Source organism: Desulfotomaculum copahuensis, assembly GCF_001655685.1.
Lineage (GTDB): Bacteria > Bacillota > Desulfotomaculia > Desulfotomaculales > Desulfovirgulaceae > Desulfotomaculum_G > Desulfotomaculum_G copahuensis.
In genome coordinates this window covers 53,557-79,122 of the sequence record NZ_LYVF01000174.1, presented here as the reverse complement: position 1 = coordinate 79,122, position 25,566 = coordinate 53,557, and the positions used below count along the sequence as shown (strand labels likewise).

General features: G+C 58.6%; 22 protein-coding genes. 15 read left to right on the top strand and 7 right to left on the bottom strand.

Annotation, left to right across the window (positions count from 1 at the left end; all coding sequences use genetic code 11):
• The first annotated feature begins 79 nt into the window (after positions 1 to 79).
• Positions 80 to 1,807 carry a [Fe-Fe] hydrogenase large subunit C-terminal domain-containing protein gene (locus A6M21_RS13135; protein WP_078060665.1) on the top strand — a complete coding sequence of 576 codons (1,728 nt, stop codon included), beginning with the start codon at positions 80 to 82 and terminating at the stop codon, positions 1,805 to 1,807.
• A gap of 5 nt (positions 1,808 to 1,812) precedes the next feature.
• Positions 1,813 to 2,943 carry a SpoIIE family protein phosphatase gene (locus A6M21_RS13130; protein WP_066669512.1) on the top strand — a complete coding sequence of 377 codons (1,131 nt, stop codon included), beginning with the start codon at positions 1,813 to 1,815 and terminating at the stop codon, positions 2,941 to 2,943.
• A gap of 79 nt (positions 2,944 to 3,022) precedes the next feature.
• Here the strand turns inward: A6M21_RS13130 and A6M21_RS13125 are convergent, their stop codons facing one another.
• The 5 genes from A6M21_RS13125 to A6M21_RS13105 all read right to left on the bottom strand — a co-directional run bounded on the left by A6M21_RS13125 (position 3,023) and on the right by A6M21_RS13105 (position 10,377).
• On the bottom strand, positions 3,023 to 3,460 hold the full coding sequence (locus A6M21_RS13125; RefSeq protein ID WP_066669510.1) for a hypothetical protein: 438 nt from the start codon (positions 3,458 to 3,460) through the stop codon (positions 3,023 to 3,025).
• 333 nt (positions 3,461 to 3,793) lie between these two features.
• Complete coding sequence (gene fadR / locus A6M21_RS13120) at positions 3,794 to 4,381, bottom strand: fatty acid metabolism transcriptional regulator FadR (protein ID WP_066669508.1); 588 nt, start codon at positions 4,379 to 4,381, stop codon at positions 3,794 to 3,796.
• Between the two features lie 228 nt (positions 4,382 to 4,609).
• The gene (locus tag A6M21_RS13115; protein WP_066669507.1) at positions 4,610 to 6,364 is read right to left on the bottom strand and encodes an acyl-CoA dehydrogenase family protein; all 1,755 of its coding nucleotides are present in this window, start codon (positions 6,362 to 6,364) and stop codon (positions 4,610 to 4,612) included.
• A 274-nt stretch (positions 6,365 to 6,638) separates the two neighbouring features.
• A complete protein-coding gene (locus tag A6M21_RS13110; RefSeq protein WP_066669555.1) occupies positions 6,639 to 7,814 on the bottom strand; it encodes a thiolase family protein in 1,176 nt (391 codons plus the stop codon).
• 139 nt (positions 7,815 to 7,953) lie between these two features.
• Complete coding sequence (locus A6M21_RS13105; protein WP_066669506.1) at positions 7,954 to 10,377, bottom strand: 3-hydroxyacyl-CoA dehydrogenase/enoyl-CoA hydratase family protein; 2,424 nt, start codon at positions 10,375 to 10,377, stop codon at positions 7,954 to 7,956.
• A 392-nt stretch (positions 10,378 to 10,769) separates the two neighbouring features.
• Here A6M21_RS13105 and A6M21_RS13100 point away from each other — a divergent pair, with 392 nt between their 5' ends.
• From A6M21_RS13100 to A6M21_RS13060, 10 genes are all read left to right on the top strand, one after another.
• A complete protein-coding gene (locus A6M21_RS13100; RefSeq protein WP_066669551.1) occupies positions 10,770 to 11,408 on the top strand; it encodes a cobalamin B12-binding domain-containing protein in 639 nt (212 codons plus the stop codon).
• Positions 11,409 to 12,590 (top strand): uroporphyrinogen decarboxylase family protein, encoded by a 1,182-nt coding sequence (locus A6M21_RS13095; protein WP_066669502.1) that lies wholly within the window; start codon positions 11,409 to 11,411, stop codon positions 12,588 to 12,590.
• Positions 12,591 to 12,602: 12 nt separating this feature from the next.
• Positions 12,603 to 12,749 carry a hypothetical protein gene (locus A6M21_RS18820; RefSeq protein WP_161486072.1) on the top strand — a complete coding sequence of 49 codons (147 nt, stop codon included), beginning with the start codon at positions 12,603 to 12,605 and terminating at the stop codon, positions 12,747 to 12,749.
• A 265-nt stretch (positions 12,750 to 13,014) separates the two neighbouring features.
• Entirely contained in the window at positions 13,015 to 13,818 is an 804-nt protein-coding gene (locus tag A6M21_RS13090; RefSeq protein WP_066669500.1) for a dihydropteroate synthase, read from the top strand.
• Positions 13,815 to 14,558 (top strand): hypothetical protein, encoded by a 744-nt coding sequence (locus A6M21_RS13085; RefSeq protein ID WP_066669498.1) that lies wholly within the window; start codon positions 13,815 to 13,817, stop codon positions 14,556 to 14,558. Before A6M21_RS13090 ends, A6M21_RS13085 begins: the two co-directional genes overlap by 4 nt.
• A 202-nt stretch (positions 14,559 to 14,760) precedes the next feature.
• Positions 14,761 to 15,513 (top strand): GntR family transcriptional regulator, encoded by a 753-nt coding sequence (locus A6M21_RS13080; protein WP_078060663.1) that lies wholly within the window; start codon positions 14,761 to 14,763, stop codon positions 15,511 to 15,513.
• Positions 15,506 to 16,138 (top strand): cobalamin B12-binding domain-containing protein, encoded by a 633-nt coding sequence (locus A6M21_RS13075; protein WP_242868851.1) that lies wholly within the window; start codon positions 15,506 to 15,508, stop codon positions 16,136 to 16,138. Before A6M21_RS13080 ends, A6M21_RS13075 begins: the two co-directional genes overlap by 8 nt.
• A 90-nt stretch (positions 16,139 to 16,228) precedes the next feature.
• Positions 16,229 to 18,091, top strand: a complete 1,863-nt coding sequence (locus A6M21_RS13070; RefSeq protein WP_242868850.1) for an ASKHA domain-containing protein — start codon at positions 16,229 to 16,231, stop codon at positions 18,089 to 18,091.
• 81 nt (positions 18,092 to 18,172) lie between these two features.
• A complete protein-coding gene (locus A6M21_RS13065) occupies positions 18,173 to 19,072 on the top strand; it encodes a uroporphyrinogen decarboxylase family protein (protein WP_066669488.1) in 900 nt (299 codons plus the stop codon).
• 230 nt (positions 19,073 to 19,302) lie between these two features.
• Positions 19,303 to 19,938 (top strand): FMN-dependent NADH-azoreductase, encoded by a 636-nt coding sequence (locus tag A6M21_RS13060; RefSeq protein WP_066669486.1) that lies wholly within the window; start codon positions 19,303 to 19,305, stop codon positions 19,936 to 19,938.
• A 308-nt stretch (positions 19,939 to 20,246) separates the two neighbouring features.
• Here the strand turns inward: A6M21_RS13060 and A6M21_RS13055 are convergent, their stop codons facing one another.
• Together A6M21_RS13055 and A6M21_RS13050 are read right to left on the bottom strand one after the other, a co-directional pair.
• Complete coding sequence (locus A6M21_RS13055; RefSeq protein ID WP_242868849.1) at positions 20,247 to 20,486, bottom strand: DsrE family protein; 240 nt, start codon at positions 20,484 to 20,486, stop codon at positions 20,247 to 20,249.
• 167 nt (positions 20,487 to 20,653) lie between these two features.
• Complete coding sequence (locus A6M21_RS13050; RefSeq protein WP_242868848.1) at positions 20,654 to 21,043, bottom strand: DUF302 domain-containing protein; 390 nt, start codon at positions 21,041 to 21,043, stop codon at positions 20,654 to 20,656.
• Between the two features lie 178 nt (positions 21,044 to 21,221).
• Between A6M21_RS13050 and A6M21_RS13045 the strand changes: the two genes are divergently transcribed.
• The 3 genes from A6M21_RS13045 (at position 21,222) to A6M21_RS13035 (ending at position 25,058) form a co-directional block, all read left to right on the top strand.
• Positions 21,222 to 21,800 (top strand): RNA polymerase sigma factor, encoded by a 579-nt coding sequence (locus A6M21_RS13045; RefSeq protein WP_161486071.1) that lies wholly within the window; start codon positions 21,222 to 21,224, stop codon positions 21,798 to 21,800.
• On the top strand, positions 21,797 to 22,420 hold the full coding sequence (locus A6M21_RS13040; RefSeq protein ID WP_066669481.1) for an anti-sigma factor family protein: 624 nt from the start codon (positions 21,797 to 21,799) through the stop codon (positions 22,418 to 22,420). The genes A6M21_RS13045 and A6M21_RS13040 overlap by 4 nt, the downstream gene beginning before the upstream one ends.
• A gap of 253 nt (positions 22,421 to 22,673) precedes the next feature.
• Positions 22,674 to 25,058 (top strand): bactofilin family protein, encoded by a 2,385-nt coding sequence (locus A6M21_RS13035; protein ID WP_066669479.1) that lies wholly within the window; start codon positions 22,674 to 22,676, stop codon positions 25,056 to 25,058.
• The last annotated feature ends 508 nt before the right edge of the window (positions 25,059 to 25,566 follow it).

The following is a 25,566-nucleotide window of genomic DNA, read 5'->3' as shown; positions in this document are numbered from 1 at the left end:
AGCGTGGACTCCGTTTCCCCGCCCCCCCGGCAATGGTTTGACGCGGGGTGAATCATGCTGCTGCAAAGGGGGAATATCCTTGGCGGACCAGTCATCATTTCCGATCAGCACTGTAGCCGACCGCTGCCGGGATTGCTACCGTTGCATCCGTTCCTGTCCGGTGAAGGCCATCCGGATCGAATCGGAAAACGATGTCCTGCGGGCAAGAATTGTGGAAAATCTTTGTGTTCTTTGCGGCCGCTGCGTTTTAACCTGCCCCCAGGGAGCCAAAAGGGTGTCTTCCGGGGTGGAGCAGGCAAAGAAGCTACTCGCCGCAGGGCGTCCGGTGGCCGCCAGTGTGGCTCCCTCCTTTGCCGCCGCATTGCCCCTGCCCGGTTACTTTGGAATGCCGGCCCTGCTCAAGGCGTTGGGGTTCACTTTGGTACAGGAAACCGCCTGGGGGGCGGAGTTGGTCAGCCGGGCCTTGAACCGGATCCGGCGGACCAGGACAAGCAACCGGACCTGCATTTCTTCCGCCTGTCCGGTGGTGGTCAACCTGGTGGAAAAGCACTACCCGGGTTTGATACCATGTTTGGCCCCGGTGGTATCGCCAATGGTTGCCCACGGTAAATGGATCAAGCGATTCTACCCCGGCACCGCGGTAGTCTTCATCGGACCCTGTGTGGCCAAAAAAGAAGAGGCGCAATATTTTCCCGGGGCTGTCGACTGTGTGGTGGGATTCGATGAACTCTGGAAATGGCTGCAGGAGGAGGGACTTTTAAAAGCAAAGCTGGAACCGGCCGGATTCGATCCCCCGCACCCGCAGCGGGCAAGACTCTTTCCGGTGGAAGGGGGGGAGCTTTTCACCATGTCCCTGAGCACCGATATGCTGGATACCGCGGTGGTGGCCATTTCCGGTTTGAAAAATTGCATTGACTTTCTTTCCCAGTTACGACAACAAAAAATAGAAGCACCCCCCGTCTTTGCCGAGCTGATGGCCTGCAGCGGCGGTTGTATCGGCGGACCGCTGGTGCCGGCCGGGGATGATATTTTTATCCGCCGCCAGCGGGTGAAACAATTCTTTCAGGGCCGTCCGGATGTCTTTGGTGGGGAAGAGGATGAAACAGCACCTCTTCCGCTGGAACGTCAGTTCCAGGACCGGCAGGTTTACCGGCCGCAACCGCCGGCTGCGGTAATCAACCAGATTTTGGCCCAAACGGGCAAATACCGTCCGGAGGATGAACTGAACTGCGGCGCCTGCGGATACGACTCATGCCGGGAAAAAGCCGCCGCGGTTTATTGGGGCATGGCCGAGGTGCAGATGTGCATCCCCTATATGCGCCGGCGGGCGGAATCAATGTCCAATTTGGTGATCAGCGCCATGCCCAACGGCTGTATCATTATCGACCGTGAATTAAAAATTTTGGAAATTAATCCGGCGGCCGGGGAAATGTTCGACTGGCAGGAAAAAGAAGTGACCGGCCGGCATTTGGACCAGTTGATTGACGGAGTAAACTTCCGGCGCGTTCTAGCCACGGGTGAACCGTTAAATGTGCTCCATGCCTATGACAGCAACGGACGGATCATCCGGGAGGTGATTTTCCCGCTGGGGAAAGAAGATATTGTGGTGGGCATTTTGATTGACATCACTCATGAAAAACAGCAGCAGGAAGAACTGCAGAAGATGAAATCCCAAACCGTCAGGCGGGCACAGGAAGTGATCAACAAACAAATGAAAGTGGCTCAGGAAATCGCCGGCCTGCTGGGGGAAACGACGGCGGAGACCAAAGTTTTGCTCAGTCAATTAATCAAGCTGATGGAGGAGTGAAGCCCGTGAAATTTTCCCTGGATATCGGACAGTGCCAGCTGCTCAAAGCCGGGGAGGAGCTTTGCGGCGACAGCATTGAAGTGGTCAGGAACCGCTCCTCCGTCATTGCCGTGCTTTCCGACGGGTTGGGGAGCGGGGTGAAGGCACGCATTCTCTCCTCATTGACTGCCAAGACCACCGCCACCATGCTGCGGATGGGCGGGGAAATCGAAGAAGTGATTGAAACCCTGGCCCATACCCTGCCCATCTGCCGGGTGCGCAAACTGGCCTACAGCACCTTTTCCATTATCCAGATCCTGGACAACGGCCGTGCCTACCTGGTGGAGTATGACAACCCGCCCGCCTACCTTGGCCGCGGGGAAAGGCTGCGGGATGTCGGACGCAATTGCCGGATGATAAATGAAAAAAAGGTGCATGAGGCTTTTTTTGACTTTTCTGCCGGGGACTGGCTGGTGATGGTCAGTGACGGGGTGGTGCACGCCGGCATTGGCGGTATTCTCGACCGGGGGTGGGGTTGGACGGGGGTACGCGGATTTATTCTCGAGCTGGCCGGAAAAGAGCAGCCCGCCGCGCTTTGGGCGCAGGAACTGATTCAGCGCTGCCGGGAATTATATGCCGGCCACCCGGGTGACGATGTCAGCGTGGTGGTGATCCGGGCACTTTGCCCGCGGCAGGTGACCGTTTTAATCGGACCGCCCGGGGACCGGTCATTTGATCGACAGGTGGTCGGAAAACTGATGCACTCCCCCGGGAAAAAAGTGGTTTGCGGCGGGACCACCGGCAATATTGTGGCCCGGGAACTGGGCGAAAAAATTGCAGTGGATCTTTCCACGCGCAGCGACCGTATCCCGCCGGCGGGTGTCATCGCGGGCATTGATCTGGTTACGGAGGGAACCCTCACGGTGTTGTATGCCCTGGAGTATTTTCACCGGGACGTTCCGGTCAATCAGTTGTTGAAATCCCGGGACGGGGCCGGACGGCTGGCTTCCATCCTGCTGCAAAGCGATGTCATTCATTTCATGGTCGGTATGGCGGCCAATCCGGCCGGGGACTGCGCCTATAAACTGCAGACTGTAAAACAGCTGATTGGCCTGCTTAGAAAAAAAGGAAAGGACGTGACGGTTGAATATAACTAGAGAAAATTAAACCGGCACGGTAATGCATTGCTTTGTGGCTGTTTTATTATCCCCGGCGCCGCATGCTCATTATGAGCGCCTAATTTGGTAAAATAAATGTCCTGCCCACCCAGGTCAGGGCGGTAAAAACGAGCAGGTCCAGGCTCAGGCTGGCCAGGGGGTGCCAGTGGATGTACCCGGCCACGCCGGTTTCGGTAAACAATATCTCCAATGACAGGTAGGCCAGGGCGAAAACCAGGATGTGCAGCAGCTGCCACCAGCGGCCGCGGGGGATGAACTGGACGAACAGGATCCCGATGACAAAGGTCGGCCCGAATTTGTAAAAAACGGGACAGCCGGCAAAGGAAATTAAAAGATCGGTAAACTTGTACAAACCCAGCCGCTGTAACCCCCAGTCCACGAAGGTGGCCATGAGTAAGGCGATGATGCCGCCCCATACGGTGCGGTTCAGCCGGGGACGGTCGGCGAAAAGGAAAAACAAAAGCCAGGCAAGGACGAAGGAAATCAGCCAGGGCACTGCGCTTGGCCTCCATAGCGGAATTGTTGCCGAAAAGTGACCGGGTTTAAAAAAGAAAAGGTGATTTCCTGCCGCTTCCGGGGACGGGAAAAAGCGGGTGAAGATTGGAAGCGGCCACCTTTCAGTGATGCCGGTGTCTTGTTGATGACGGCGGGCCGTTTAAAAAAAGGTTGCGCTGTTGCAACGGAAAAATCTTGGCCAAGTATATGTAAAACGAAGAATTTTATGCATGCGGGCGGCGAGCGGGGAAAAGGCCGGCGGTCAAGCCGCCGGCCTTTGGCAGGGCTGTTTCAAGGTTATTGCTTTGCCGTACCACGCTTCCGGGTGAACATTTCAAGCTCCGGTCAATCCCCGGGCCAGCAATTGATAAACTTGACCGGACAGGCCGGCCAGGCTGTAAGGATGGTGGGACATCACCCAGCAGGTGGCCACTTCGTCCATGGTGCCGAAAATCATCTGCCGGGCCAGGCGCACGTCCAGATCGGGGCGGAATGCCTTCATTTCCACGCCATAATTGATTACCCCTTCAATCAGGTGGAAATATTCCCGCAACGGTTCGGCAATGCCCCGGCGGATGCCCGGGTCCGACTGACGCAGCTGGATCTGCATGACCAGAGCCAGGTTGCGGTCCGCTTCCAGATTGGTGAAATGCAGGTGCACCAGCCGGGCCAGGCGCTCAAATGGATCCGCGGTGGATGCCAGTTCCTGCCGGGCGGCTGCGGTGAACTCACCCATTTTAACTTGGAAGAGGGAGATCAGCACATCCTCTTTGTTGTGAAAGTACAGGTAGATGGTGCCGTCGGCCACGCCGGCCTCACGGGCGATTCTGGATACCTGGGCGTTGTGGTAGCCGTTTTCGGCGATCACCTTGACGGCCGCTTCAATGATCGCCCTGTATTTGTCACCGGTTTTTTTGGCCAAAGGTAACATCCTCCGTAATCAGGCGAATTGCAGTTTGTCTGCGGAATCAATGGTCCCTGCCGGGAAGCGGTGCGTATTCCATCTCAGCACCATTTACCGGGTATTGAGCAGCCACAATTTGTATGATAACTTTTGCCTATTCCGGCGGTCCGGGATGGTGTCCGGCCGCCCCGTTTTACTTACCGGGGCGGCCCGGTGCGCAACATTGCCTGCCGGCAATGTTAATCATTATACCACATATTTTTCCGCTTCCAGCAAACGGGCGGCAATCTGCCGGCGCAAACCGATCAAATCCGCCGGCTGATGTTTGCACAGCCGCTTGACGATGGACAGTTGTGTACGCAGCATGTCGCCGTCGAACAGGAAGCATATGGCTTCTTTCGCCCACTTTTCCAGCTGCGGGTAGTGGTCGAAAACAAAGGCCCGGGCCAGATCGAGCTTCATTTGCGCGCCCGCCGGGCCGGCCTCCCACGCTTTGAGTGCCCGCAGCACGGCGCTTTCCATGGCATAGATCTGGATCGCCAGGTCGGCCAGGATACCGATGATCTCCTCTTCCCGGGCCAGTTTGTCCATGTATTTTTCCACCGCTTGACCGCCCACCAGCAGGAAGAGTTTTTTGGCCATGGCCAGCATGGTCCGCTCTTCGGCCAGCGGCCGGCCGTCTTCTTCCGGGGCGGCCGCCCGCAGGTTGAGTACTTCGCCGGCCAGCGCCTTTGCCGCCGGCAGCAGGGCCAACTGTCCCTTCATGGCCCGGCGCACCAGGGTGGCCGGAATGATCAGCCGGTTGATTTCGTTTGTACCTTCAAAGATGCGGTTGATGCGGGAATCCCGGTAGAGCCGCTCGGCCGGGTACTCCTGGATGTAGCCGTAGCCGCCGTGAATCTGTACCAGTTCGTCCACAATATAGTCCAGCACTTCGGAGCCGAACACCTTGGCGATGGAGCATTCAATAGCATATTCCTCAATGGCGGCGGCGATTTCCGCACCGGTGGCCTTGTCCTCCATCGATTCTTCGATCATGCCGGCCAGCCGGTAGATCACGCTTTCCGCGGCGTAGGCTTCGGTGATCATGCGGGCCAGTTTTTGGCGGATCAGGCCGAACTTGGCGATCGGCAGGTTGAATTGCTGGCGCTGCAGGGCATATTTGGCAGCCAGGCCGATGGCCATTTTGGCTGAACCGGAGCAGCCGGCGCCCAGTTTGAGGCGGCCGATGTTCAAAATATTGAAGGCAATCACGTGGCCGCGGCCAATCTCTCCGAGCACGTTTTCCACCGGTACTTTGGCGTCTTCAAAGATCAGGCTGCGGGTGGACGAACCCTTGATGCCCATTTTATTTTCTTCCGCCCCCAGGCTGAAACCGGGGGTGTTCCGGTCCACGATGAAAGCGGTGAATTTGTCCCCGTCCACTTTGGCATAAGTGATGAAGACATCGGCAAAGCCGGCATTGGTGATAAACATTTTCTCGCCGTTTAAAATATAGTGTTTTCCGTCCGCGGACAGCACCGCTTTGGTACGGGCGGAAAGAGCGTCGGAACCGGCGTTGGGTTCGGTGAGGGCGTAGGCGGCAATCAGATCGCCGCTGGCCAGTCCGGGCAGGTAGCGTTTTTTCTGCTCCTCGTTGCCGAAAAGGACGATCGGCAGGGAACCGATGCCCGTGTGGGCGCCGTGGCCCAGGGCAAAGGAGCCGCCGGCCACGATGTTTTCCGTGATGATGATCGAGGCCAGCTTGCCCAGATCGGACCCGCCGTATTCTTCGGGGACGTCGGCGGACAGGAGGCCCAGTTCACCGGCTTTGACCAGCAGTTCACGCATCAGCCCTGCCGGCTGGTGCTCCAGTTCCTCCACCCGGGGAGCCAGTTCGTTTAGGGCGAAATCGGCCACCGTGCCGGCAATCATACGGTGCTCGTCGGAAATATCCTCCGGGGTGAAGACATCAGCTGCGTTCAGTGCCTCCAGTAAAAAGTTGCCGCCTTTTTGCAGCATGAATAAAACCTCCCTTAAACAATATAAATAACGTTTTTAGCTTGTTGTGTGCATTCCGTCGTCGTTTCTCTCGTTTCGTGCCAAGTTATTGGCGCCGGCACGGTTTGTGTTACCGGTCCGCCTGTCGGTCCGGGCCTAATATGATTTACCGGATTGAGGTTGTCATTCCGGCGGCAGTACTAAACCGCAAAAGTTTCTCTTTGACGAGCATGATTTTTTAAAATAACCCGCAAATGAAAAGGCTGGTGGCCGTACCTCGCCGCTCCAACTGTTTTTATGCCCGTTCAAAGACGCCCGCGGCGCCCATGCCGCCGCCGATGCACATGCTCACCACGCCGTAACGGGCGTTGCGGCGCTGCATTTCATGCAGCAGGGTGGTGGTCAGTTTGCCGCCGGTGCAGCCCAGGGGGTGGCCCAGGGCGATGGCGCCGCCGTTCGGGTTGATCTTTTCCTGATCCAGTTCCAGCAGCCGGATGCAGGCCAGCGCCTGGGAAGCAAAAGCTTCGTTCAGTTCGAACAGGTCGATTTGCTCTTTGGTCAGACCGGCCAGTTTGAGCACTTTCGGAATGGCCACGCTCGGTCCCATGCCCATGATTTCCGGTGGACAGCCGCCCACGGCATAGGCCTTAAAAACGGCCAGGGGCTGCAAGCCGAGGGCGGCGGCCTTTTTGCCGCTCATCAGCACCAGGCAGGCCGCGCCGTCACTGGTCTGGGAGGAGTTCCCCGCTGTCACCGTGCCGCCGGCCATAAAAGCGGGTTTTAAACGGGCCAGGCCCTCCAGGCTGGTCTCCGGCCGCACACCTTCGTCGGTGTCGAAAATAGAGCGCTGTTCAATAATTTTTCCGTCCTGCCAATATTTTTCGACAATGGTCAGGGGAACGATTTCTTCCTTGTACTTGCCATTGCTGATTGCGGCTGCCGCCTTGCGCTGGCTGGCCAGGGCGAAGACGTCCTGATCCTGCCGGCTGACGTTGTAACGCCGGGCCACGTTTTCGGCCGTAAAGCCCATGCCCATGTAAGCCTCCGGCAGGCGTGCGATCAGTTCCGGGTCGGGCATGACCTTGTTGCCGCCCATGGGCACCAGACTCATGCTTTCCACGCCGCCGGCCAGGTAAACATCGGCAAAACCAGCCATGATGCGGGTGGCGGCAATGGCCACGGCTTCCAGTCCGGAGGAGCAAAAACGGTTTACAGTCACTCCGGGCACTGTGTCGGGCAGGCCGGCTTTGAGGGTGATCAGGCGGGTGACGTTCATCCCCTGTTCCGCCTCGGGAAAAGCGCAGCCCAGAATGACATCGTCTATTTCCGCCGGGTCCAGGGCGGGTACTCTGGCCAGGGCTTCCTTGATCACGGCGACGGCCATGTCCTCGGGCCGGGTGTTTTTCAGTTTGCCCCGGGGCGCCTTGCCTACCGCCGTGCGCACGGCGCTGACAATTACGGCTTCCTGCATATTTATCCCCCCGTATAGTAAAAAGTTCTTTTTGGCGTCGCTCTTCGGGTTGTCCGGTTTTTCTTCCGTACCGGGCCTTTTACGTATATCCGGCTGCCGGTAGCAAGGGATAAAGAGAGCAGCCTCCTTTTGTTCCATGTTAGTTGCGCAGTGGTTTATTGGTGGCCAGCATGTGCCGGATGCGATCCTGTGTTTTCGGTTCGCCGAGCAGGCTTAGGAATGCCTCCCGTTCCAGATCCAGCAGGTCCTGTTCACCGAGCATGGTGCCCGGGGTAACCCCGCCGCCGGTGAGCACATGGGCGATCTTGCCGGCTATTTTGGCGTCGTGATCGCTGATCTGGTTGCCCCAGCGCAGGGTCTCGATGGCCAGAGCGAGGGCGGCGCTTCCCGGTGCGCCCAGAGCCTTGATTTTTTGCGGGCGCAGCGGGCGGAAACCGCCGGCGGACATTTGCAGGACCATCTTTTTGGCTTCGCCGATGACCAGATCCCGGTGCAGTGTAACGCGGTCGGCCGGCCGCAGGTAGCCGAGCTTGATTGCTTCCGGACCGCTGGTGGATACTTTGGCCATGGCGATGGTTTCAAAGGCGCGGTTGATCAATGGCTGTGCCGTGTTGATCCCGCCCACCTTGACCTGGGTGGGCGGTGATTCCAGTTCCATCGCCCGGAAGGCCATTTCCTTGCAGCCGCCGCCGGCGGGCAAGAGACCGACGCCCACTTCCACCAGGCCCATGTATGTTTCCGCGTAAGCGTTCACCCGGTGGCAGTGCAGGCAGACCTCACAGCCGCCGCCCACGGCCATGCCGTGCGGCGCCGCCACCACCGGCTTGCGGCAGTATTTCAAGGCCATGTTGGCGTTTTGGAACTCCCGCACCATCAGGTCCAGTTCGTCCCACTCGTCGTCTTCCGCTTCCATGAAGATGAGCATCAGGTTGGCGCCTACGGAGAAGTGGCGGCCGTAGTTGCCGATGACCAGTCCCTCGTAATTTTTCTCCACTTCTTTGACGGCATAGTTAATCATTTGGCCGATATCCGTACCGATGGCGTTGGCCTTGGAATGGAATTCCAGGCAGGCCACACCGTCGCCCAGATCGATCAGGCTGGCCCCGGAGTTGCTCTTGATTACCCGGTTTTGTTCTTTCAGCGGGGCCAGGAAAATGGCGCCGTCCGGGATGCGTTCGGGAACCTCGGTATTGCCGGCCGGGTTGAAAATGTAGCGGTTGCCCCGCCGCTTTTCGTAGAAAGAAGTGTGCCCGGAGGCCAGCAGCGCCTCCACCACCGGCGGCACCGTCTCGCCTTCCGCTTTAAGGCGTTCCACCATGCGCGGCACGCCGATGGCGTCCCACAGCTCGAAGGGGCCCAGATCCCAGTTGAAGCCCCATTTCATGGCTTCGTCCACCGCCTGAATGTCGCCGGCGATTTCCGTCAGTTTGTTGGCGGCGTAAAGCAGCATTTCCTTCTCCACCCGCCAGGCGAACTGCGCTCCCTTGTCCTTGCCGGCAAGTAGCGCCTGCAGTTGTCTCTCCGGGCCGCCGGCTGTTTTGGCCATTTCCAGGGAGGCAAATTTGGCCTTTTGCCGCGGACGGTACTCCATGGTCCGGTAGTCAAGCACGTGGATTTCCTTGCCCTGTTCTGTTTTTACCTTCTTATAGAAGCCCTGGCCGGTTTTGTCGCCCAGCCGGCGTTCGGCCACCATTTGCCGCAGAAATTCCGGCGCCTCGAAGACTGCTTTTTCCGCCGGGTCGTCCACCGCCTCACGCACGTTTTCAGCCACGTGCAGCAGCACGTCCAGGCCGACCATGTCCAGGGTGCGGAAGGAGGCGCTCTTGGGGCGCAGCAGGGCGCGGCCGGTAAGCGCGTCCACTTCCTCTACGCTCAACCCGGTTTCCAGCATGGCCTTGATGGTGGCGCACATGCTGTAAACGCCGATGCGGTTGGCAATGAAGTTCGGCGTGTCCTTGCAGAGCACCACGCCCTTGCCCAGTATGCGTTCACCGAATTCCTGTATGAAGGCCACTATTTCCGGCCGTGTTTCCGCCGCCGGGATGATTTCCAACAGGCGCATGTAGCGGGGCGGGTTGAAGAAGTGGGTGCCCAGGAAATGTTCTTTGAACTCCGCGGAGCGTCCGGCCGCCATTTTGTTGATCGAAATGCCGGAAGTGTTGGAACTGACGATGCTTCCCGGCCGGCGGTACTGCTCCACCTTGGCCAGCAGGTCTTGTTTGATGTCCAGGCGTTCCACCACCACTTCCACAATCCAGTCCGCTTCCGCCAGCCAGTTCAGGTGATCCTCCAGGTTGCCCGGGGTGATCAGCCCGGCGTTTTCCGGTAAAAAGAGCGGTGCCGGCCTGGTTTTGACCAGTTGTTCCACCGCCTTTGCGGCCAGGCGGTTGCGCACCCGGGGGTGCTCCAGGGTCAGGCCCAGCTTTTCCTCTTCCGGGGTCAGTTCCCGGGGCACGATGTCCAGCAGGCAGACTGAGATGCCGGCGTTGGCCAGGTGTCCGGCAATGGCCGCCCCCATTACGCCGGAGCCCAGCACGGCCGCTTTCGCGATGCTGTGCTTCATAAACGGATCCTCCTTTGGTCAAGATAATGAGTGAGCATTCAGTCATCTATGAGACTAGAATATTTCATTTTTTCCCTCCGGTCAAGAGGTTTTCGCAATAAAAATTATTTGAAAAATTTTTGCAGAGAGGCAGGATTTTGTGTCGTGATATCGAAAGAAAAAGTACAGTTGTATATACGTATAGCCGCTTTGCCGGTGCAGCCCAGTATTTTGTGCAGTTCTCAATTTTAATATTCCGGTCCGGCCGGCTTTTTAACAATGTGCTTCGAGGGGGCATGAACTGCATTTGCTGTCCGGGTTTCCGCCGTGCCACCGCCGGAGCGGGATTGGAGGTGGTGAAGGTCAAAGGTTCCTGCCGCTGTCACTTAAATTTTCAGGAGGTGTATAAATGCATGGATATGAAAGAACTGGCGACAGCCATGGGCAACCTGGAAGAAAAAAAGATACTTGGCTGGGTGGATCAATTCCTGGCCGGCAATCCTTCCCCGGAGCAGTTGAACGAAGCGATCAAGGCTTGTCAGGACGGCATGTCGGAAGTGGGCAAGCGTTTTGAAAGCGGGGAATATTTTCTGGCTGAATTGATTTTCGCCGCTGAGATTTTGCAGCAGGTAATGACACGTTTCAGACCGCTGATCAAGGCGGGCAGCGGCGGCCGTCTGGGCAGGGTGGTACTTGGTACGGCCGATGGTGATCTGCATGATATCGGGAAAAATATTGTGCGTGATATGCTTGAGGCGGCCGGGTTTGAAGTACACGATCTGGGTATCAATGTCCCCGTGCAGCGTTTTGTCGCGGCAGTGAAAGAGATAAAACCGCAAATTGTCGGCATCAGCGGCCTGCTCACCCTGGCCCTGGATTCCATGAAGAATACGGTGGATGCGCTGAAGGAAGCAGGAGTAAGGGATGAGGTAAAGGTGATTATTGGCGGCAACCCGGTCACCGCGAAGGTTTGCGAGCGGGTCGGCGCGGACGCGTTTACCCGCAGCGCGGCCGAGGGAGTAGAAATCTGCAAGAAATGGGTGGTGAGTTGAATGTCCAGTCCGGCGGAGCTTTATCAACAGCGGATGGAAAGGATTCAGAAGGCTATCAGTCTGGAAGAGCCGGATCGGGTTCCGGTTTTATCCATGATCGATACCTGGGCTGCCGGTTATGCCGGTTATACCATCCAGGAAATTGCTTACGACTATGAAAAACTGGTCAAGGCATTTGAAAAAGTGATTGAAGATTTTGACTGGGACTGTGTTTTTCCTCCCCTGGGCACACGGCCCGCGCCGGTATACGAGGCGCTGGGCAACACTCAGTTTGCCTTTGCCGGGCAATCCACTTCGGCTCATTCCTCCCTGCAGCATCCGGAGGCATCGCCCATGCTGCCCGAGGAATACCCGGAGTTTATTGCCGATCCCTATGCCTATACGGTGCACAAGATTTTACCCCGTCGTTATTCCGAACTGGCCCGTCCCTTCCCGCGCAATTCCCTGGCGCTGGCCAAGGGAGCCATGCTTTTCATGCAGTATCTTTCATTTTTTGGACCTGTTTTTGAAAAGTGGAAGCAGGTCTACGGTATGCCCGTACTGGCCGCCGGAACCACCATTGCGCCGCTGGATGTGATCGAAGATTATTACCGCGGCTTCAAGGGGATTATCCTGGACATCAAGCGGCGGCCCGATGATGTCAAGGCGGCCTGCGAAGCTTTACTGCCCCTGATGATCCGGATGGCGAAGATTTCCTTCGGCGGCCCGCCGGCCGGTTTCCCGCCCATCTTCATCCCCCTGCACATCGCCACTTTCCTTCGTCCAGTGGATTTCAAGGAATTTTACTGGCCCACTTTCCGCCGCCTGGTAGAGACGCTGGCTGAAACGGGATATACCTGTATCATTTTCTTCGAGGGCGACTGGGAGCCCTTCCTGGAGTTCCTTACCGAACTGCCCCGGGGCAAGGTGATCGGATTGATGGAAAGCACCGACATGAAAAAGGCCAAGGCTGTGCTGGGCAATACCATGTGCCTGGCCGGCAATCTGCCGACCACACTATTAAATTACGGTACAGAGGAAGAAGTGATTGCATACGCCAGGGAATTGATTGATACAGTCGCGCCGGGCGGCGGGTTTATCTTTACCACCGACAAGTCGCTGCTTTCACCCAATGACGCAAAGGCGGAAAACATCCGCGCCGTCAACCGCTTTGTCCGTGAGTATGGTGTTTATAAAAAATAGGGGGTGCATTTGATGGAACAGACGGCATTAAGCGTTCCGTGGCTGGAAAAAAGAAAGGAATACGCCAACATCGCCGGTGATGAGGAAATCATCGCCCGGGCCTGGGATTTGGGTGAAGATTTGATCTTTTTCTTTGTTATGTGGCTGGCCACTTTCTAGAGCACAGGTTTTAGGGGGCTGCCCGGAACTGCGGCAGTCCCCTTGCGCATATCCAGGGCTCTAAATGATAATTTCAGACGCGCGATTTGCTGCCGGTTTACTTGCCTCAGCCGCGCCGTGTTTCGTTTCCGGACCTGCGCCAGTCGCTTTTCCGCTACGGCCACCACCTTCAAGAACGGCCACTTTCACATAAATCCGGTGATGTTCATTCTCCACTGGTTACGCCTCAATGGCATGGATATTTTTTTAAAGAAGGGATGTTTTTATGTTCATCATTGGCGAACGGATCAATTCCACCCGCCAGTTCATTGCCCGGGCGGTGCAGGTTAAAGATACGGCTTTTATTCAGGCGGAGGCCAAAATGCAGGTGAATGCCGGTGCGCGGATGTTGGATGTCAACTGCGGCACGCTGACCAGGGAAGAAGAACCGTCCTGTCTGGAATGGCTGGTCAAAACAGTGCAGGAGGCGGTGGATGTGCCTTTGTGCATTGACAGCCCCAATCCGGCGGCGTTGGCGGCAGCCTTGGCCGTGCACCGGGGCAGGGCGCTGATCAACTCGATCAGCGCGGAGGGGGAAAGGTACAGCCATGTCCTGCCCTTAATCAAAGAATACGGAGCGGCGGTGGTGGCCCTGTGCATGGACGAAAGGGGCCTACCCAAAGATGGTATCCAGGCTATGGAAACCGGGAGCAAGTTAATCAACAGATTGCTGGATGACGGCCTTCCCTTGGAGGACATATATTTTGATCCTTTGATCCGTTCCGTTGGTACCAGCACCGGCGCCGCGCTGAACGCGCTGCAGACCATGTCGGAAATGCGGGAGCAATTTCCCGGCTTGCACCTGGTTTCCGGGCTGAGCAACGTATCCCACGGCCTGCCGGAGCGCAGGCACCTGAACCGCGCCTTTCTGGTGCTGAGCATTGAGCACGGGCTGGATACGGTAATCATTGATCCCACCGACAGTACGGCTATGGCTTTAATTTACGCTACGGAAGCGCTGCTGGACCGGGACCGGTTCTGTCTGGAGTACATCCGTGCTTTCCGGCAGGGAAGGCTGGGTGGAAAATGAACTTCTATGACTTGCAGGTTGAAATCACCACGGAGGATATCTACCGCGCCGAAGGGGCCGGTTACCAGCAGCCCCCGCAGCCGGCCACACGCGAACTGCACCGGAGGATGCTGCAGGAAGCGCAGCGGTTGGTCCGGCCCCGGGGGGTGAGCCGGACGGTGGCGGTGGCGGAAGCCGGCGAGAGGTGGATCCGCCTGGCCGGCGGGGGGGTTTTGACCAGCCGCCTGCTGGCCCGCCTGGCCGGTCCGGCGGAAAGCCTGGTGCTGATTATCGTCACCCTGGGCGAAGCCATCGACCGGCGGGTGGAGGAATACAGCCGGCATAGGCTGCCGGCGGAAGCCTATGTGCTGGACGCGGCCGGTTCGGCGTTCATCGATGCCGCCGGACGGCAGCTGGCCGGCTTGATTACGGAACAGTTCCAGGACCGCGGTTTAAAGACGACCATTTCCCTGGGACCGGGCCATTCCTACTGGCCGGAGCTGCAGGATCAACGGGTGATTTTTGATTTGCTGCAGCCGGCGGATTTGGGCGTGCGTGTGTTGGCAAGCGGGCTGATGCTGCCGAAAAAGACGGTCAGCCTGGTTATGGGGGTGGGGCGCGACCTGCCGGAAAGTGCGGAAAACCACTGCCATTACTGTCATTTGAAGCGGAGCTGTCCTTTGAGCCGGGCTGGATCCGGGCATGCTGACACACACATAAGACATGATGCATCAGCACCGGGATCCGGACGGCCGTCTTGACAGGATGTGACAATGATCGCTAAGATGAAGTAAATAGGCTTTTAATCAATTTTACCGGGTCTCAACTGTTACATGCCATTTGTCCACGGGATGCTTCCAACGTCTTACCGGCAGCCCGGCGTTTTTGTAGCGGGGATGCCCGGACAATGCCCGGGGGCCAACTGATTTAATGATAAATGTTTATGGAAGGCAGGTACAACTTTTGGCTGGTGACAAGATTGACAAGAATTCCTTTGTGCCGCCTTATTTTCAACTGGCCCGTATCCTGGAGCAGAAAATATTGTCCGGGGAACTGAAAGCCGGCGATTCTTTGCCTTCGGAAACGGATTTGGGCAAAGAGTATGAAATAAGCCGCATGACCGTGCGTAAGTGTCTGAGTGTGCTGGCCGAACGGGGACTGGTACATGCCTGTCAGGGCCGGGGTACTTTTGTCTCCCGGCCGGCGCTGGACCGGGCCGTCTTTACGCTGGACGAGTTTCACCGGGAAATGCAGCAGCGCGGATTGGAGCCGGAGGCGAAATTAATCGCCGCCCGGGTGCTCCGGGCCGCACCGGAGGTGGCCGCCCGGTTGGCCCTGGCGGAAGGCGGGCGGGTGTTGCACCTGTGCCGGCTGCTGCTGGCCGGCAATGTGCCCATTGCTTTGGAACGCAAGTATATGCGCTATAACCGGGGACGGCCGGTGCTGGAAAATGAACTGCAATACCGTGCCTTTTCGGAAGTGATTGCCCTGCATAACGAGGTGCTGCCCGTACGCAGCCGGATGGTGCTGCGGGCGGGGACGGCGGCGGACGGCGACGCCGCCCTGTTGCAGGTGCCGTCCGGGTCGCCGGTATTGTGTGTGGAGCAGTTTCTTTTCGCCGCCGACGACAGCCCGGTGGGGTGGGGCTTCTTTGTCTACCGCGGCGACCGGTACGAACTGGTTTCGGAAGTACGTCCTTTAACCGGGGGTGATTGATTTGCCGTCACTGGTTTCGGCCCTTAGCGAGTTAAATGAAAACCTGGCTCTGGAACTAGTTCAGGAACGGATGCTGGCCGGTGCGCCGCCGCTGGATATTGTGGAGGAGTGCAAAAGCGGTCTGGCCGCGGTGGGGGAACGCTATTCCCGGGGAGAATACTTCCTGGGGGATCTGGTGTTGTCCGCGGAAATTTTTCAGGAAATCATGCAAATTCTGAATCCGGTGCTGATGAGCGGGGAAAAGCCCCCCGCGGCGGGAAAGATTGTGTTCGGCACAGTGGAAGGGGATATTCACGACATCGGCAAGAACATCACCATTTCCCTTTTGCGTTGCCACGGTTTTCAGGTCTACGATCTGGGAGTGAATGTGCCGCCGGACAAATTCATTTACTGGCTGGACAAAACCGGGGCAAAAATCCTCTGCCTGTCCAGCCTGCTTACCTCCTGCTTTGAGGCGATGCAGCGCACGGTGCGTCTGGCGCGGCTGGTTGATCAGGACCGGCGGATACGGGTGTTGATCGGCGGCCTGGTCAATGAACGGGTAAAACAATATGCCGGGGCGGATGAATGGGTGACCGATGCCCGCCGGGGCGTGGAATTGTGTCTGCAATGGAACGGGGTATAAACCCGTTGAGTAAATCGTGGAATCTTTGCCCGGTTATATGGGCCCAGATCTGCCAGGAAACAAACCAGGAAACATTGGAGGCGATGGCGCGTGGAGATTGACCGGGCCTATAGCACGGTTGACTTTGAACCCGTTGGCCGGCGGGTGCGGGTGCCGGCGGGGCAGACCATTCTGGAGGCGGCCCGGGGGATGGATCTCTTCTCCGGCGGCGGCGTGGTCGCCCCCTGCGGTGGCAAGGGACTGTGCGGCCGCTGCCGGGTGCGGGTGGCGGAAGGAAATTTATCGCCCCTGACGGAGGCGGAAAAAAGACTGCTGAGGGAAGAAGAGCTGGCCGCCGGCTACCGCCTGGCCTGCCAGGCGGCGGTGCAGGGGCCGGTCAAGGTGGAGATCCCGCCGGAAAGCCTCACCGGCCGGCAGGAACTGCAGGTGGCCGGCGAAGATGTGGCCGTGGTGCCGGAGCCGGCCGTGAAACGATTTGTCATTAAATTGCAGCCCACCAACATCAATTTCCCACAGCCAGTATGGCAGCAGGTGGAACGGGCGCTGATGGCGGATTACGGGTTGCCGGAAGTGCGTGTGGATCTGGAACTGTTGCGCTGCGAACCGGTGCTGGCCGCCGGCGGCGCGGCAACGGTCACTGTGCGCGGGCGGGAAGCGGGCAATATCTTCTGGTCCGTGCCGGCGCCCAAACCGCTGGGGCTGGCGGTGGATCTGGGCACCACCAAGGTGGCCGGTTTTCTAATCGATTTGGCAAGCGGGGCCTTGCTGGCCGCGGAAGGGATCATGAACCCCCAGATTGCCTATGGTGAAGATGTGATGAGCCGGCTGGCCTATGCCCTGGAAAGCAGGGAAAACTATCGCCGTATGACACGGGTGATCACAGACGGGCTCAACCGCCTGTTGCACGATCTGGCCGGAAAGGCCGGTGTTTTTTTACAAACGGTGGAAGAGGCCGTGATCGTGGGCAATACGGCCATGCACCACCTGCTGCTGGGTCTGCCTGTAAGCCAGTTGGCCAGGGCGCCCTATGTGCCGGCAGCCGCAGTGCCGGTGGAAGTGAAGGCACGGGAACTGGGACTGGACATGGCGCCGGGGGCGGTGGCCTACCTGATGCCGCCGGTGGCCGGTTTTGTCGGCGGCGATCACGTGGCCATGATCCTGGGCAGCCGCATTGATGAAGCAAAAGCAGTCACCCTGGGGTTGGATATCGGTACCAATACGGAAATTGTACTCGCCCGGGGCGGGGAAATGCTCTCCTGCTCCTGCGCCTCCGGCCCGGCCTTTGAAGGCGCTCAAATCCAGCAGGGCATGCGGGCGGTGGACGGCGCCATCAGCCTGGTGCGTCTGTCTGACGGGGGCGGGCGGGTGCATTTCGAGACCATCGGCGGACAGCCTCCGTTGGGCATTTGCGGTTCCGGCGTGCTGGACGCCGTGGCTGAACTGTACCGGGAAGGTGTGATCAATGACAACGGCCGTTTGGACCGCAGCCATCCCCGGGTGCGTTTGGCCGGTGAAAAGAAAATCGCCGAATACCTGCTGGTGCCGGCGGAACAAAGCGGCGCCGGACACGACCTGGTGCTCACCCAGAAGGACATCGGTGAAATTCAACTGGCCAAGGCGGCCATCGCCGGCGGGACGAAAATCCTGCTCCGGGAGGCCGGCCTGAAGGAAGAGGATATCGAGCAGGTGGTGGTGGCCGGCGCTTTCGGCACCCACCTGCAGCTGGCCAGCGCCCTGGCCATCGGCATGTTCCCCGCGCTGCCCCCGGAGCGCTTCCGACAGGTGGGCAACGCCGCCGGCACCGGCGCCCGGCTGGCCCTGCTTTCCATGCCGGAACGCCGGCGGGCGGAAGATGTCGCCCGCCGGGTCAAATACCTGGAACTGACCGCGGTGCCCGGTTTCGGCGACACTTTCATGGCGGAGTTGAGATTTCCCCCGCCGGTGACAAGATAAAGAATGGGTTTCCGGGGCCGGAAACCATGGCTTGGCGGCCTGTTTGCCGGGACGTACCACTACAATTGAGGAGATCTGGTCATGAAGGCGAGAGAAAGGGTGGCCCTGGCCATCGGGCACCGGGTGCCCGACCGGCCGCCCCGGGGCGAAATATGCATCGACGACGCCTTGGTGCGTTCCGTTTTGGGGTGTGCCATAGTGGGTTTTGCGGAGCGGCGGGAATTTGCCCGGCGCCTGGGGCTGGATATTATCTGCCTGTCCCCGGTTTTTCCTGTTGAAACGGCCGGCGGCGGCATGCCTGCCGTGGCGGAAGCGGCCTGGCCCGATCTGGACCGCTGGGTGCGGGAAAGCGATCTCTTTGTGTTTGTCATGCTGGACGGGGCCTTCGGCTGGGGGGCCAGATTGTGGGGCTACGAACATTTTTTCAGTACCGTGGCACGCGAATCACCGGAGCTTACAGACCTGATCCGGGCGGTGGAAAGGTTCAACCTGGAACTGGCGGAGCGCGCCGCCGGAGCGGGGGCCATGGGGGTGCTTATTGCCGACGACATCGCCTACCGGCGTGGTCCGGTGGTCCACCCGGCCGTCCTGCGCCGGCATTTTTTCCCTTCCCTGGCCCGCCAGGCGGCCGGGTTGACAGAGCTGAGGGTGCCGGTTTTCTTTCACTCCGACGGCAATCTGGATGAACTGCTGGCGGACATAGCGGGTGCCGGCTTCCACGGACTGCAGTGCATCGAAGCGGCGGCCGGCATGGATATCGGCCGGATCAAGCGGCAGTACGGCGATCGCCTGTGCCTGTGGGGCAACCTGGATCCGGAAGAGTTAATCCTGCCCCGCAGCCGGCCGGAATTGCGTAATACGGTGCAGGCACTGATTGACGTCGCTTCCCCCGGCGGAGGGTATATCTTCGGTACCAGCAGCGGCTTGATCAAGGGAATGCGGGTGGAAAATTTGCAGGTGGTTTATGATATCCAGCTGTAAAAAAGCCATAATGCCTGGCACAGGTCCAAGTCCTTGAGCGAGTATGGTATAACAAATCCTGGTGCGTCAGCACTGGTGTTTATGGCTGGTATTGTTTATGACGATGGTAAATGGTAAAATATATAATAACTTGTCTGGAAAGGGCCGGGAAGAAGACAACGGAACCGTCCCCGTGTCCGGGGCGCAGGAATTTCCCGGAGGGAATATTTTTTAAGAAAGGGATGGCTATAATGTCCACTTTGCTTTATGTGCAGGCCAATCCACGGCCGGTGGAAGAGTCCAAAAGCTTGACCATGGCCCGGGAATTCATGAAAGTGTACCGGGAAACCCATCCGGAGGACAAAATTATTTCAGTGGATTGTTACCGTGATAAAATTCCACTGGTGGATGAAGAGCTGCTCCGCGCCTGGGAGAAACTGGCCCGCCAGATGCCTTTCACTGACCTGACACCGGTGGAGCAGGCCAGGGTGAGTGCGGTGAACAACTTTACCGACCAGTTCCTGGCCGCCGACAAGTATGTATTTGTCACCCCTCTGTGGAATCTGGGCCTGCCGCCCCTGTTCAAGGCCTATATCGATACCATTATGGTCGCCGGCAAAACATTTTATTATACTGAGAACGGACCTGCCGGCCTGGTCAAGGGCAAAAAGGCCGTCCATATCCATGCCCGGGGCGGCTTTTACACCCAACCGCCCATGTCCGAAATGGATTTCGGGGACCGTTATCTGAGAGCCGTTCTTTCTTTTCTCGGTGTAACGGATATTGTTTCAGTGATTTGCGAGGGGCATGAGTACATGCCTCAGAACGCGCAGGCCATGCTGGATGCGGCTGTGGAAAAGGCCGGGTTGGCGGCGCGGGAATTTTAGCTCACCCGCCGGCCTGAAGATTTGCCGGCCGGAGGGGGCGTAATGGTTTTGCCGGCTGTTTTCGCTCCGGGCACGTCCGTTAAAGGCGGCGGAACCGTCCCCGTGTCCGGCCGGTGCCGGTTGGGGTGGGAGTTTAAGCAAGAAAGAGCGGTACCGCTGTCCGGTCCCGCTCTCTTTACGTTTCCTGCCGGTTAAAATGTGAATACTTTTGATTCGGCGGCCAGATCGATTAGCTTATCCGCTCCGGCCAGCCGGGCTCCCTTGATGAAGCTGTCCTCGTCAACCTGACGGGTACGGGCACAGGGTATTCAGACGTAGAAGGGAACTTCTTTTTCCTGCAGGAAGTCCAGATAGGTTTTGGCTTCATCGCCGGTGGACGACCTTACGTTGTCGGCCATGCCCATTACGGCGTAATATACGCCGTCATCGACCAGAAAAATGTTTACATCGTGCCCCTTGTCTTTGGCCACTTTGGCGAATTGAAAAGTGCGCGTGGCCCGGGCGGGGTCTTCCAGCCCGCGGCTCAAAACAAATAAAAAGCTGGCCATGTACGTCCCCCTTTTCTTGAAAAGTTTTTATCGATTCCTGTTTTAGTATTCGCTTTTTTTATGGTAAAACCTTCATTTGCGGTTGAAGTAATCCATTAGCGGACCGAAAGACGGGCGGGGCATAAAAAACGGGGGCTTTCCCCCGCCCCCGGCCGGTTGTAATTTCCCTACCTGGCTGCGTCAATGGCCTCAATCAGTACTTTTTCCACTTCCTGCGGCAGGCCTGCCGGTACGCCCTCTTCCAGCAGGCCCATGATGGCCGTCGGCAGCACGGTGCCCATTTTTATCCGGCCTTTTTCCTCAAAGACCACCATTTTACAGGGCAGAAAATAGCCCACCTGCATATTGCCCTCCAGCGCCTCTTTGGCTTTGACCGGGTTGCAAACCTCCAGGATCTTGAAGTTTCCGGCGAAATCAACTCCCTTTTCAGCCAGCTTGTCCTTAACGTCCAGCTTCCATAAAACGCCGAACTTGCGTGCGGCCAGCGCCTTTTCCAGGTCGGCCACCGCCGTTTCAAAATCCTTGTCCGCGTCTACAGTGTAATGAAACAACATCATCAGCACCTCCCGTTAAATTTTATTCAATAATACTACTAAGTTAATATGCTGTCAATTGATAGAGGAAATATTTTTACTATTTGGATTTTTCCCGGGTGGATCGCTTTTTTATCCGCCGGTGAAACATTAAGTGTGTGGCAGACGTATTACCGTTTAGAAGGGCAAGGGAGAGATGGTTTTGGACCGGCCGGATGCACAATTGATTGGGTTGAGCCGGCAGGGCGACCGGGAAGCCTTTGCCGGACTGGTGACGCGTTATCAGCAAAAGGTTTTTACTGTTGCCTTACGGCTGCTTCAGGACCGGGAGGAAGCCCGGGATGTGACACAGGAGGCTTTTATCCGCGCCTACCGGAATCTATCCCGCTTTCACACCGGCGCTGCATTTTCCCCCTGGATCTGCGCTATCGCCGTCAACCTGGCCCGGGACTGCTGGCGCCGGCGTCAGCGGGAACCGGGGCCGTTTCCGGGCGATGACGGGGACGGCTCCCTCCCGGATGTGCCCGACGACCGGTACAGCCCGGAAAAGATTTGGGCCGCAAAGGAGAAGCGGCAGGCCGTCCAGCGGGCGGTGGCGGCCCTGCCCTGGGACTACCGGGTGACCGTCACCCTGCGCCATTTTCAAAATATGAGTTACGAGGAGATTGCCCGCAGTTTGGGTCTGCCGCTCAACACAGTCAAAACCAGGCTGCGCCGGGGCCGGCTGATGTTGCAAAAAGAACTGGCCCCGTGGCTGGCAGGAGAGGAGGGCAATGGATGAACAAGCACTGTGATTACTGGCGGGAGCTAATCCCGGAATATCTGGACGGCGAACTGCCGGCACGCACGGCCGGGGAAATGGCCCGGCACCTGGGCTCCTGCCCGGCCTGCCGCCGGGAACTGGCCCGCTGGCAAAGCCTTTTTGCCCTCCTCGACCTGCCGGAGGAAGAGCCCGCTCCCGCCCTGACCGCCGGTATCATGGCGAAGTTGGAGGAAAGCGCGCCGCCCTCCGTGTATCCCGGTTACAGGCCGGCCGGCGCTCTGGGGCTGGCGCTTTGCCTGCTCCTGGCCCTGGCCGCGGGCTTCCTGGGTTGGTTGTGGGCCGGCGCGCCCGTGCCGGCGCTGCCGAAGGCAATTGGTGTTCTGTTCCGGATATTGGATGATCTCTGGCACAGTTTTGCGCCCGGCGGTTTTATCCATACCGGTACCGGTGAGGCGGCCGGGATGTTGCAGGGGTGGGCGGCCGTCGCCGGCCGGGTTGTCTGGTTGTTCTGGGCCATCGGGGAAACATTATTGGTGCTGGCGCGCTCTCTTTCAGCCGGGATCTGGCTGATCATGGGCGCCCTGGGGCTGGCCTGCGGCCTGATGCTGAACCGGGCCATGCGTCCGGGGACGCGCTGACGGCCCGGCGGGATCACGGCCGGTGCTGAGGAATGTCGCCAAAAGGTTGCGTCAAGGTCTATTTCCGGTACGATGTGTGGCATTAAACGATAATGCATACCCTGTGCGGCCCGTAAATGTCTTTGACGTTGTCACGAATACCGCCGGTGGTTTCAGGCGTTTCCAGTACAGTAAGAGTTGGCCGCTTCACATTCAATGTTGGTTATTAGCGGCGGGCCTTAAAGCGCCGGCCGCAGTTCGGGAGGAATGGTTGATGCGCAGGAGCGTTTTAACGGCGGTGCTGGTATGCCTGCTCGCCGTAAATGTATTTTTACCGGCCCTGCCGGCCTGGTCCGCACCCGGTACGGAAAATGCCCTTCCCCTGCCGGTGCAGGGTAAACCAACGGGAGATATGCCCGGCAGTGGCGCGGGAGCGGTTTATTTGGCTTCCAGCGGGGATCTGGTCCAGTATAACGGGGATGTGAACGTCAAGGCGGGAGAAACAGTCACCGGCAATGTTGTGGCCATGAACGGCGACGTGGTGGTGGGCGGCAAGGTGATGGGCAATATCACGGCCGTTTCCGGGGATGTGATCCTGCGTTCCACAGCTTTTGTCGCAGGTAATGTGACCGCGGTGCGCGGAAAGGTAATCCGTGAGCCGGGCGCCCGGGTGCTGGGCCGGGAAGAATCCAATGTCCGGCTTGAACATGCTTATCCGTTTTACTCCGGTAATGAAGTGCCCGGGCACGGGTCCGTTCCGGTGATAATCAGTTTCTGGCGCTGGCTTTTATACCTGCTCGGCCTGGCGGCGTTGACCGCGGTGGCGGCCGCCCTCTTCCCCGGGCGGCTGGCGGCCATGACCGCCGGTCTGCAGGCGGAGCCCGGGCGGCTTTTGGGCACCGGCCTGTTGGGCTGGATCATTTTACCCGTTGCCCTGCTGGCACTGGCCATCACCCTGGTCGGCATCCCCGTGGCCGTGCTGGTGGTGCTCACATTGCCGCTGGTGGTTTTGACCGGGGCGGTGCTGCTCGGCCTGATCATCGGGCGGCAGGTGGAGCGGGCGCTGGAAAAACGCTGGCCCCGGTTGGGCGGTCAAACCTTGCTGGTGCAGGCGGTGACCGGTGTGGCGTTGATCTGGCTGGCCCAGTCGGCGCCGCTGGCCGGATTCTTGATCTGGCCGGTGGCGGCTGTTGCCGGAATGGGCGCCTTGCTGGCCACGCGCTTCGGCACCAACCGTCCCTGGTGGAATGACCGCCGGCGGCACGGTGACGATGGACCCGGTCCGCTCCCGCCGGGCGGCGGAGACGGGGGGATACAGGCGCCCGGTTCCGGGGATGCCGGCCCCCGGAACGGCAATAATGCCGGATCATACACACCGGTGGAAAACAGTATTCCGGTGGATAACGGGCAGGATGCCGCCGGGACGGCCGGCACAAGCCTAAAGACGGCTGCCGGGGAAGAACCGGCCGTGCACTTTGCGGCGCACGGGGCAACCGGTTTACCGCCGGAAGAGCGGTCCGGAGAGAAATCCGGGGTAAAACCGCCGGCCATCACGGGTGAAGAGACCGTTCCACAGTTGAACGGCCGGCAAAATGACCCGCCTCCGGCAAAAGAACAGGGCGCTCTTTTGCCGGACTGGAAAAACGGCCGGGGGAAACTGCCCGGAATTGTCGTAGTGGCTTTGCTGCTCGGTTCGTCCCTCTTGTTTGGCGCTGCTCCCGCCCGGGCGCAGGGACTGTTTCAGATCGGCAGCGGTATTAACGTCCCGGCCGGTCAAAACGTCGACGGGGCGGTATCCATCGGCGGTCCGGTGAACGTGGACGGGAATGTGCGCGACGGCGTGGTGGCCGTCGGCGGTCCGGCCCGGATCAGCGGCCGGGTGGGCGACGGGGTGGTCGTTTTGGGCGGACCGCTGACGGTAAGCGGTGCGACGGGGCAAGGACTGGTGGCCATCGGCGGGCCGGTCGACCTCAGCGGCACTGCCGGCAAAGGCCTGGTTATCGTGGGCGGCGTGGCGCATCTGGCGCCGTCGGCACGGGTGGACGGCGATCTGGTGGTCATTGGCGGCCGGGTGGACCGGGCGCCGGGAGCGACCGTTTCCGGCCAGGTAATCAGTATCAGCAGCGGGGAATTTATTTCCCGGGAAATCACCCGCTGGTTCAGCGGTTACCCCTGGCCGGGAATGACCACAGCCATTTTCTGGTGGCGCTGGGTTTCCCTGGTGCTGACGCTGATCCTGCTGCTTTTGATCAACGTCCTTTTCCCGGCCTTCAGTGCAAAGGTGGCCGGTGAAGTTTCCCTGCGGCCGGGGCGCAGCCTGCTTTGGGGCCTGGTAATCATGATTCTGGCGCCGCCGGTAACCTTCCTGATGGTCGTCACTGTGCTGGGCATTCCCCTGGCCGGGTTGTTGTGGGTGGCGCTGGCCGGTCTGTACTTTCTGGGCCTGGCCGGTCTGGCCGAAGCGCTGGGAAGCAGGATTTTGAGGGCGGCCGGTGCCGCAGAGCCGGCAACACACCTGGCCACCCTGGCCGGTGTGCTCGTGCTCGGCCTGGTGGCCTGGATACCCTTTGCCGGGATGGTGGCCGGCTTGTTGTTAAAGGCGGCCGGACTGGGAGCGGCATCAACGGTCTTATGGTCCGGGCGGCAGAAGGTGCGCTGATTATAAAATGATCCGGCCGGCCCGACAATATAGCAGTAACGAATGTTGCGCCCTATAACATTACAGTGCAAAAATGACTTTGACTTCAATAATTCGGGGAGTAGGGGACTGATACCAACAGTTTCCTGCTCTTTAGTATTGGAGCCTTAATAAAGGGATAGGTCCGGAATCACAAGACAGGATTAAATAGTGTCTTTGCAGGTTGAGTCATAAATATCATAATCCAAAACAAAGTCTCAATAATTGCGCTTGTTCGTCATTTATATGATTAAGAAGTAGGATATATGAATTTAGTGTCGAATAGACAGGGTAGCTGACTTAAAAGACCTTTACGTAATCCTGAGCTGGTAGGGGGGGATAGTGACACCGGTCTGTTTAAACCGGGAAATGGACGATGAACATTGGCGACCGCTGGACGGTAACGATAATTCCGCATTCCACGAAAAAAGTACGGCAGTTGTCGTTGTCCGCATACAGGCTGATATTTGTACTGGGAGTATTGTTGTTG

Coding starts and splice junctions, on each gene's coding strand:
- A6M21_RS13115 (WP_066669507.1), bottom strand. CDS start 6,364: ATGCTGCAAAAAGGCGGCAACTTTTTACTGGAGGCACTGAACGCAGCT.
- A6M21_RS13110 (WP_066669555.1), bottom strand. CDS start 7,814: ATGCAGGAAGCCGTAATTGTCAGCGCCGTGCGCACGGCGGTAGGCAAG.
- A6M21_RS13105 (WP_066669506.1), bottom strand. CDS start 10,377: ATGAAGCACAGCATCGCGAAAGCGGCCGTGCTGGGCTCCGGCGTAATG.
- A6M21_RS13100 (WP_066669551.1), top strand. CDS start 10,770: ATGGATATGAAAGAACTGGCGACAGCCATGGGCAACCTGGAAGAAAAA.
- A6M21_RS13095 (WP_066669502.1), top strand. CDS start 11,409: ATGTCCAGTCCGGCGGAGCTTTATCAACAGCGGATGGAAAGGATTCAG.
- A6M21_RS18820 (WP_161486072.1), top strand. CDS start 12,603: ATGGAACAGACGGCATTAAGCGTTCCGTGGCTGGAAAAAAGAAAGGAA.
- A6M21_RS13090 (WP_066669500.1), top strand. CDS start 13,015: ATGTTCATCATTGGCGAACGGATCAATTCCACCCGCCAGTTCATTGCC.
- A6M21_RS13085 (WP_066669498.1), top strand. CDS start 13,815: ATGAACTTCTATGACTTGCAGGTTGAAATCACCACGGAGGATATCTAC.
- A6M21_RS13065 (WP_066669488.1), top strand. CDS start 18,173: ATGAAGGCGAGAGAAAGGGTGGCCCTGGCCATCGGGCACCGGGTGCCC.
- A6M21_RS13060 (WP_066669486.1), top strand. CDS start 19,303: ATGTCCACTTTGCTTTATGTGCAGGCCAATCCACGGCCGGTGGAAGAG.
- A6M21_RS13055 (WP_242868849.1), bottom strand. CDS start 20,486: ATGGCCAGCTTTTTATTTGTTTTGAGCCGCGGGCTGGAAGACCCCGCC.
- A6M21_RS13050 (WP_242868848.1), bottom strand. CDS start 21,043: ATGATGTTGTTTCATTACACTGTAGACGCGGACAAGGATTTTGAAACG.
- A6M21_RS13040 (WP_066669481.1), top strand. CDS start 21,797: ATGAACAAGCACTGTGATTACTGGCGGGAGCTAATCCCGGAATATCTG.
- A6M21_RS13035 (WP_066669479.1), top strand. CDS start 22,674: ATGCGCAGGAGCGTTTTAACGGCGGTGCTGGTATGCCTGCTCGCCGTA.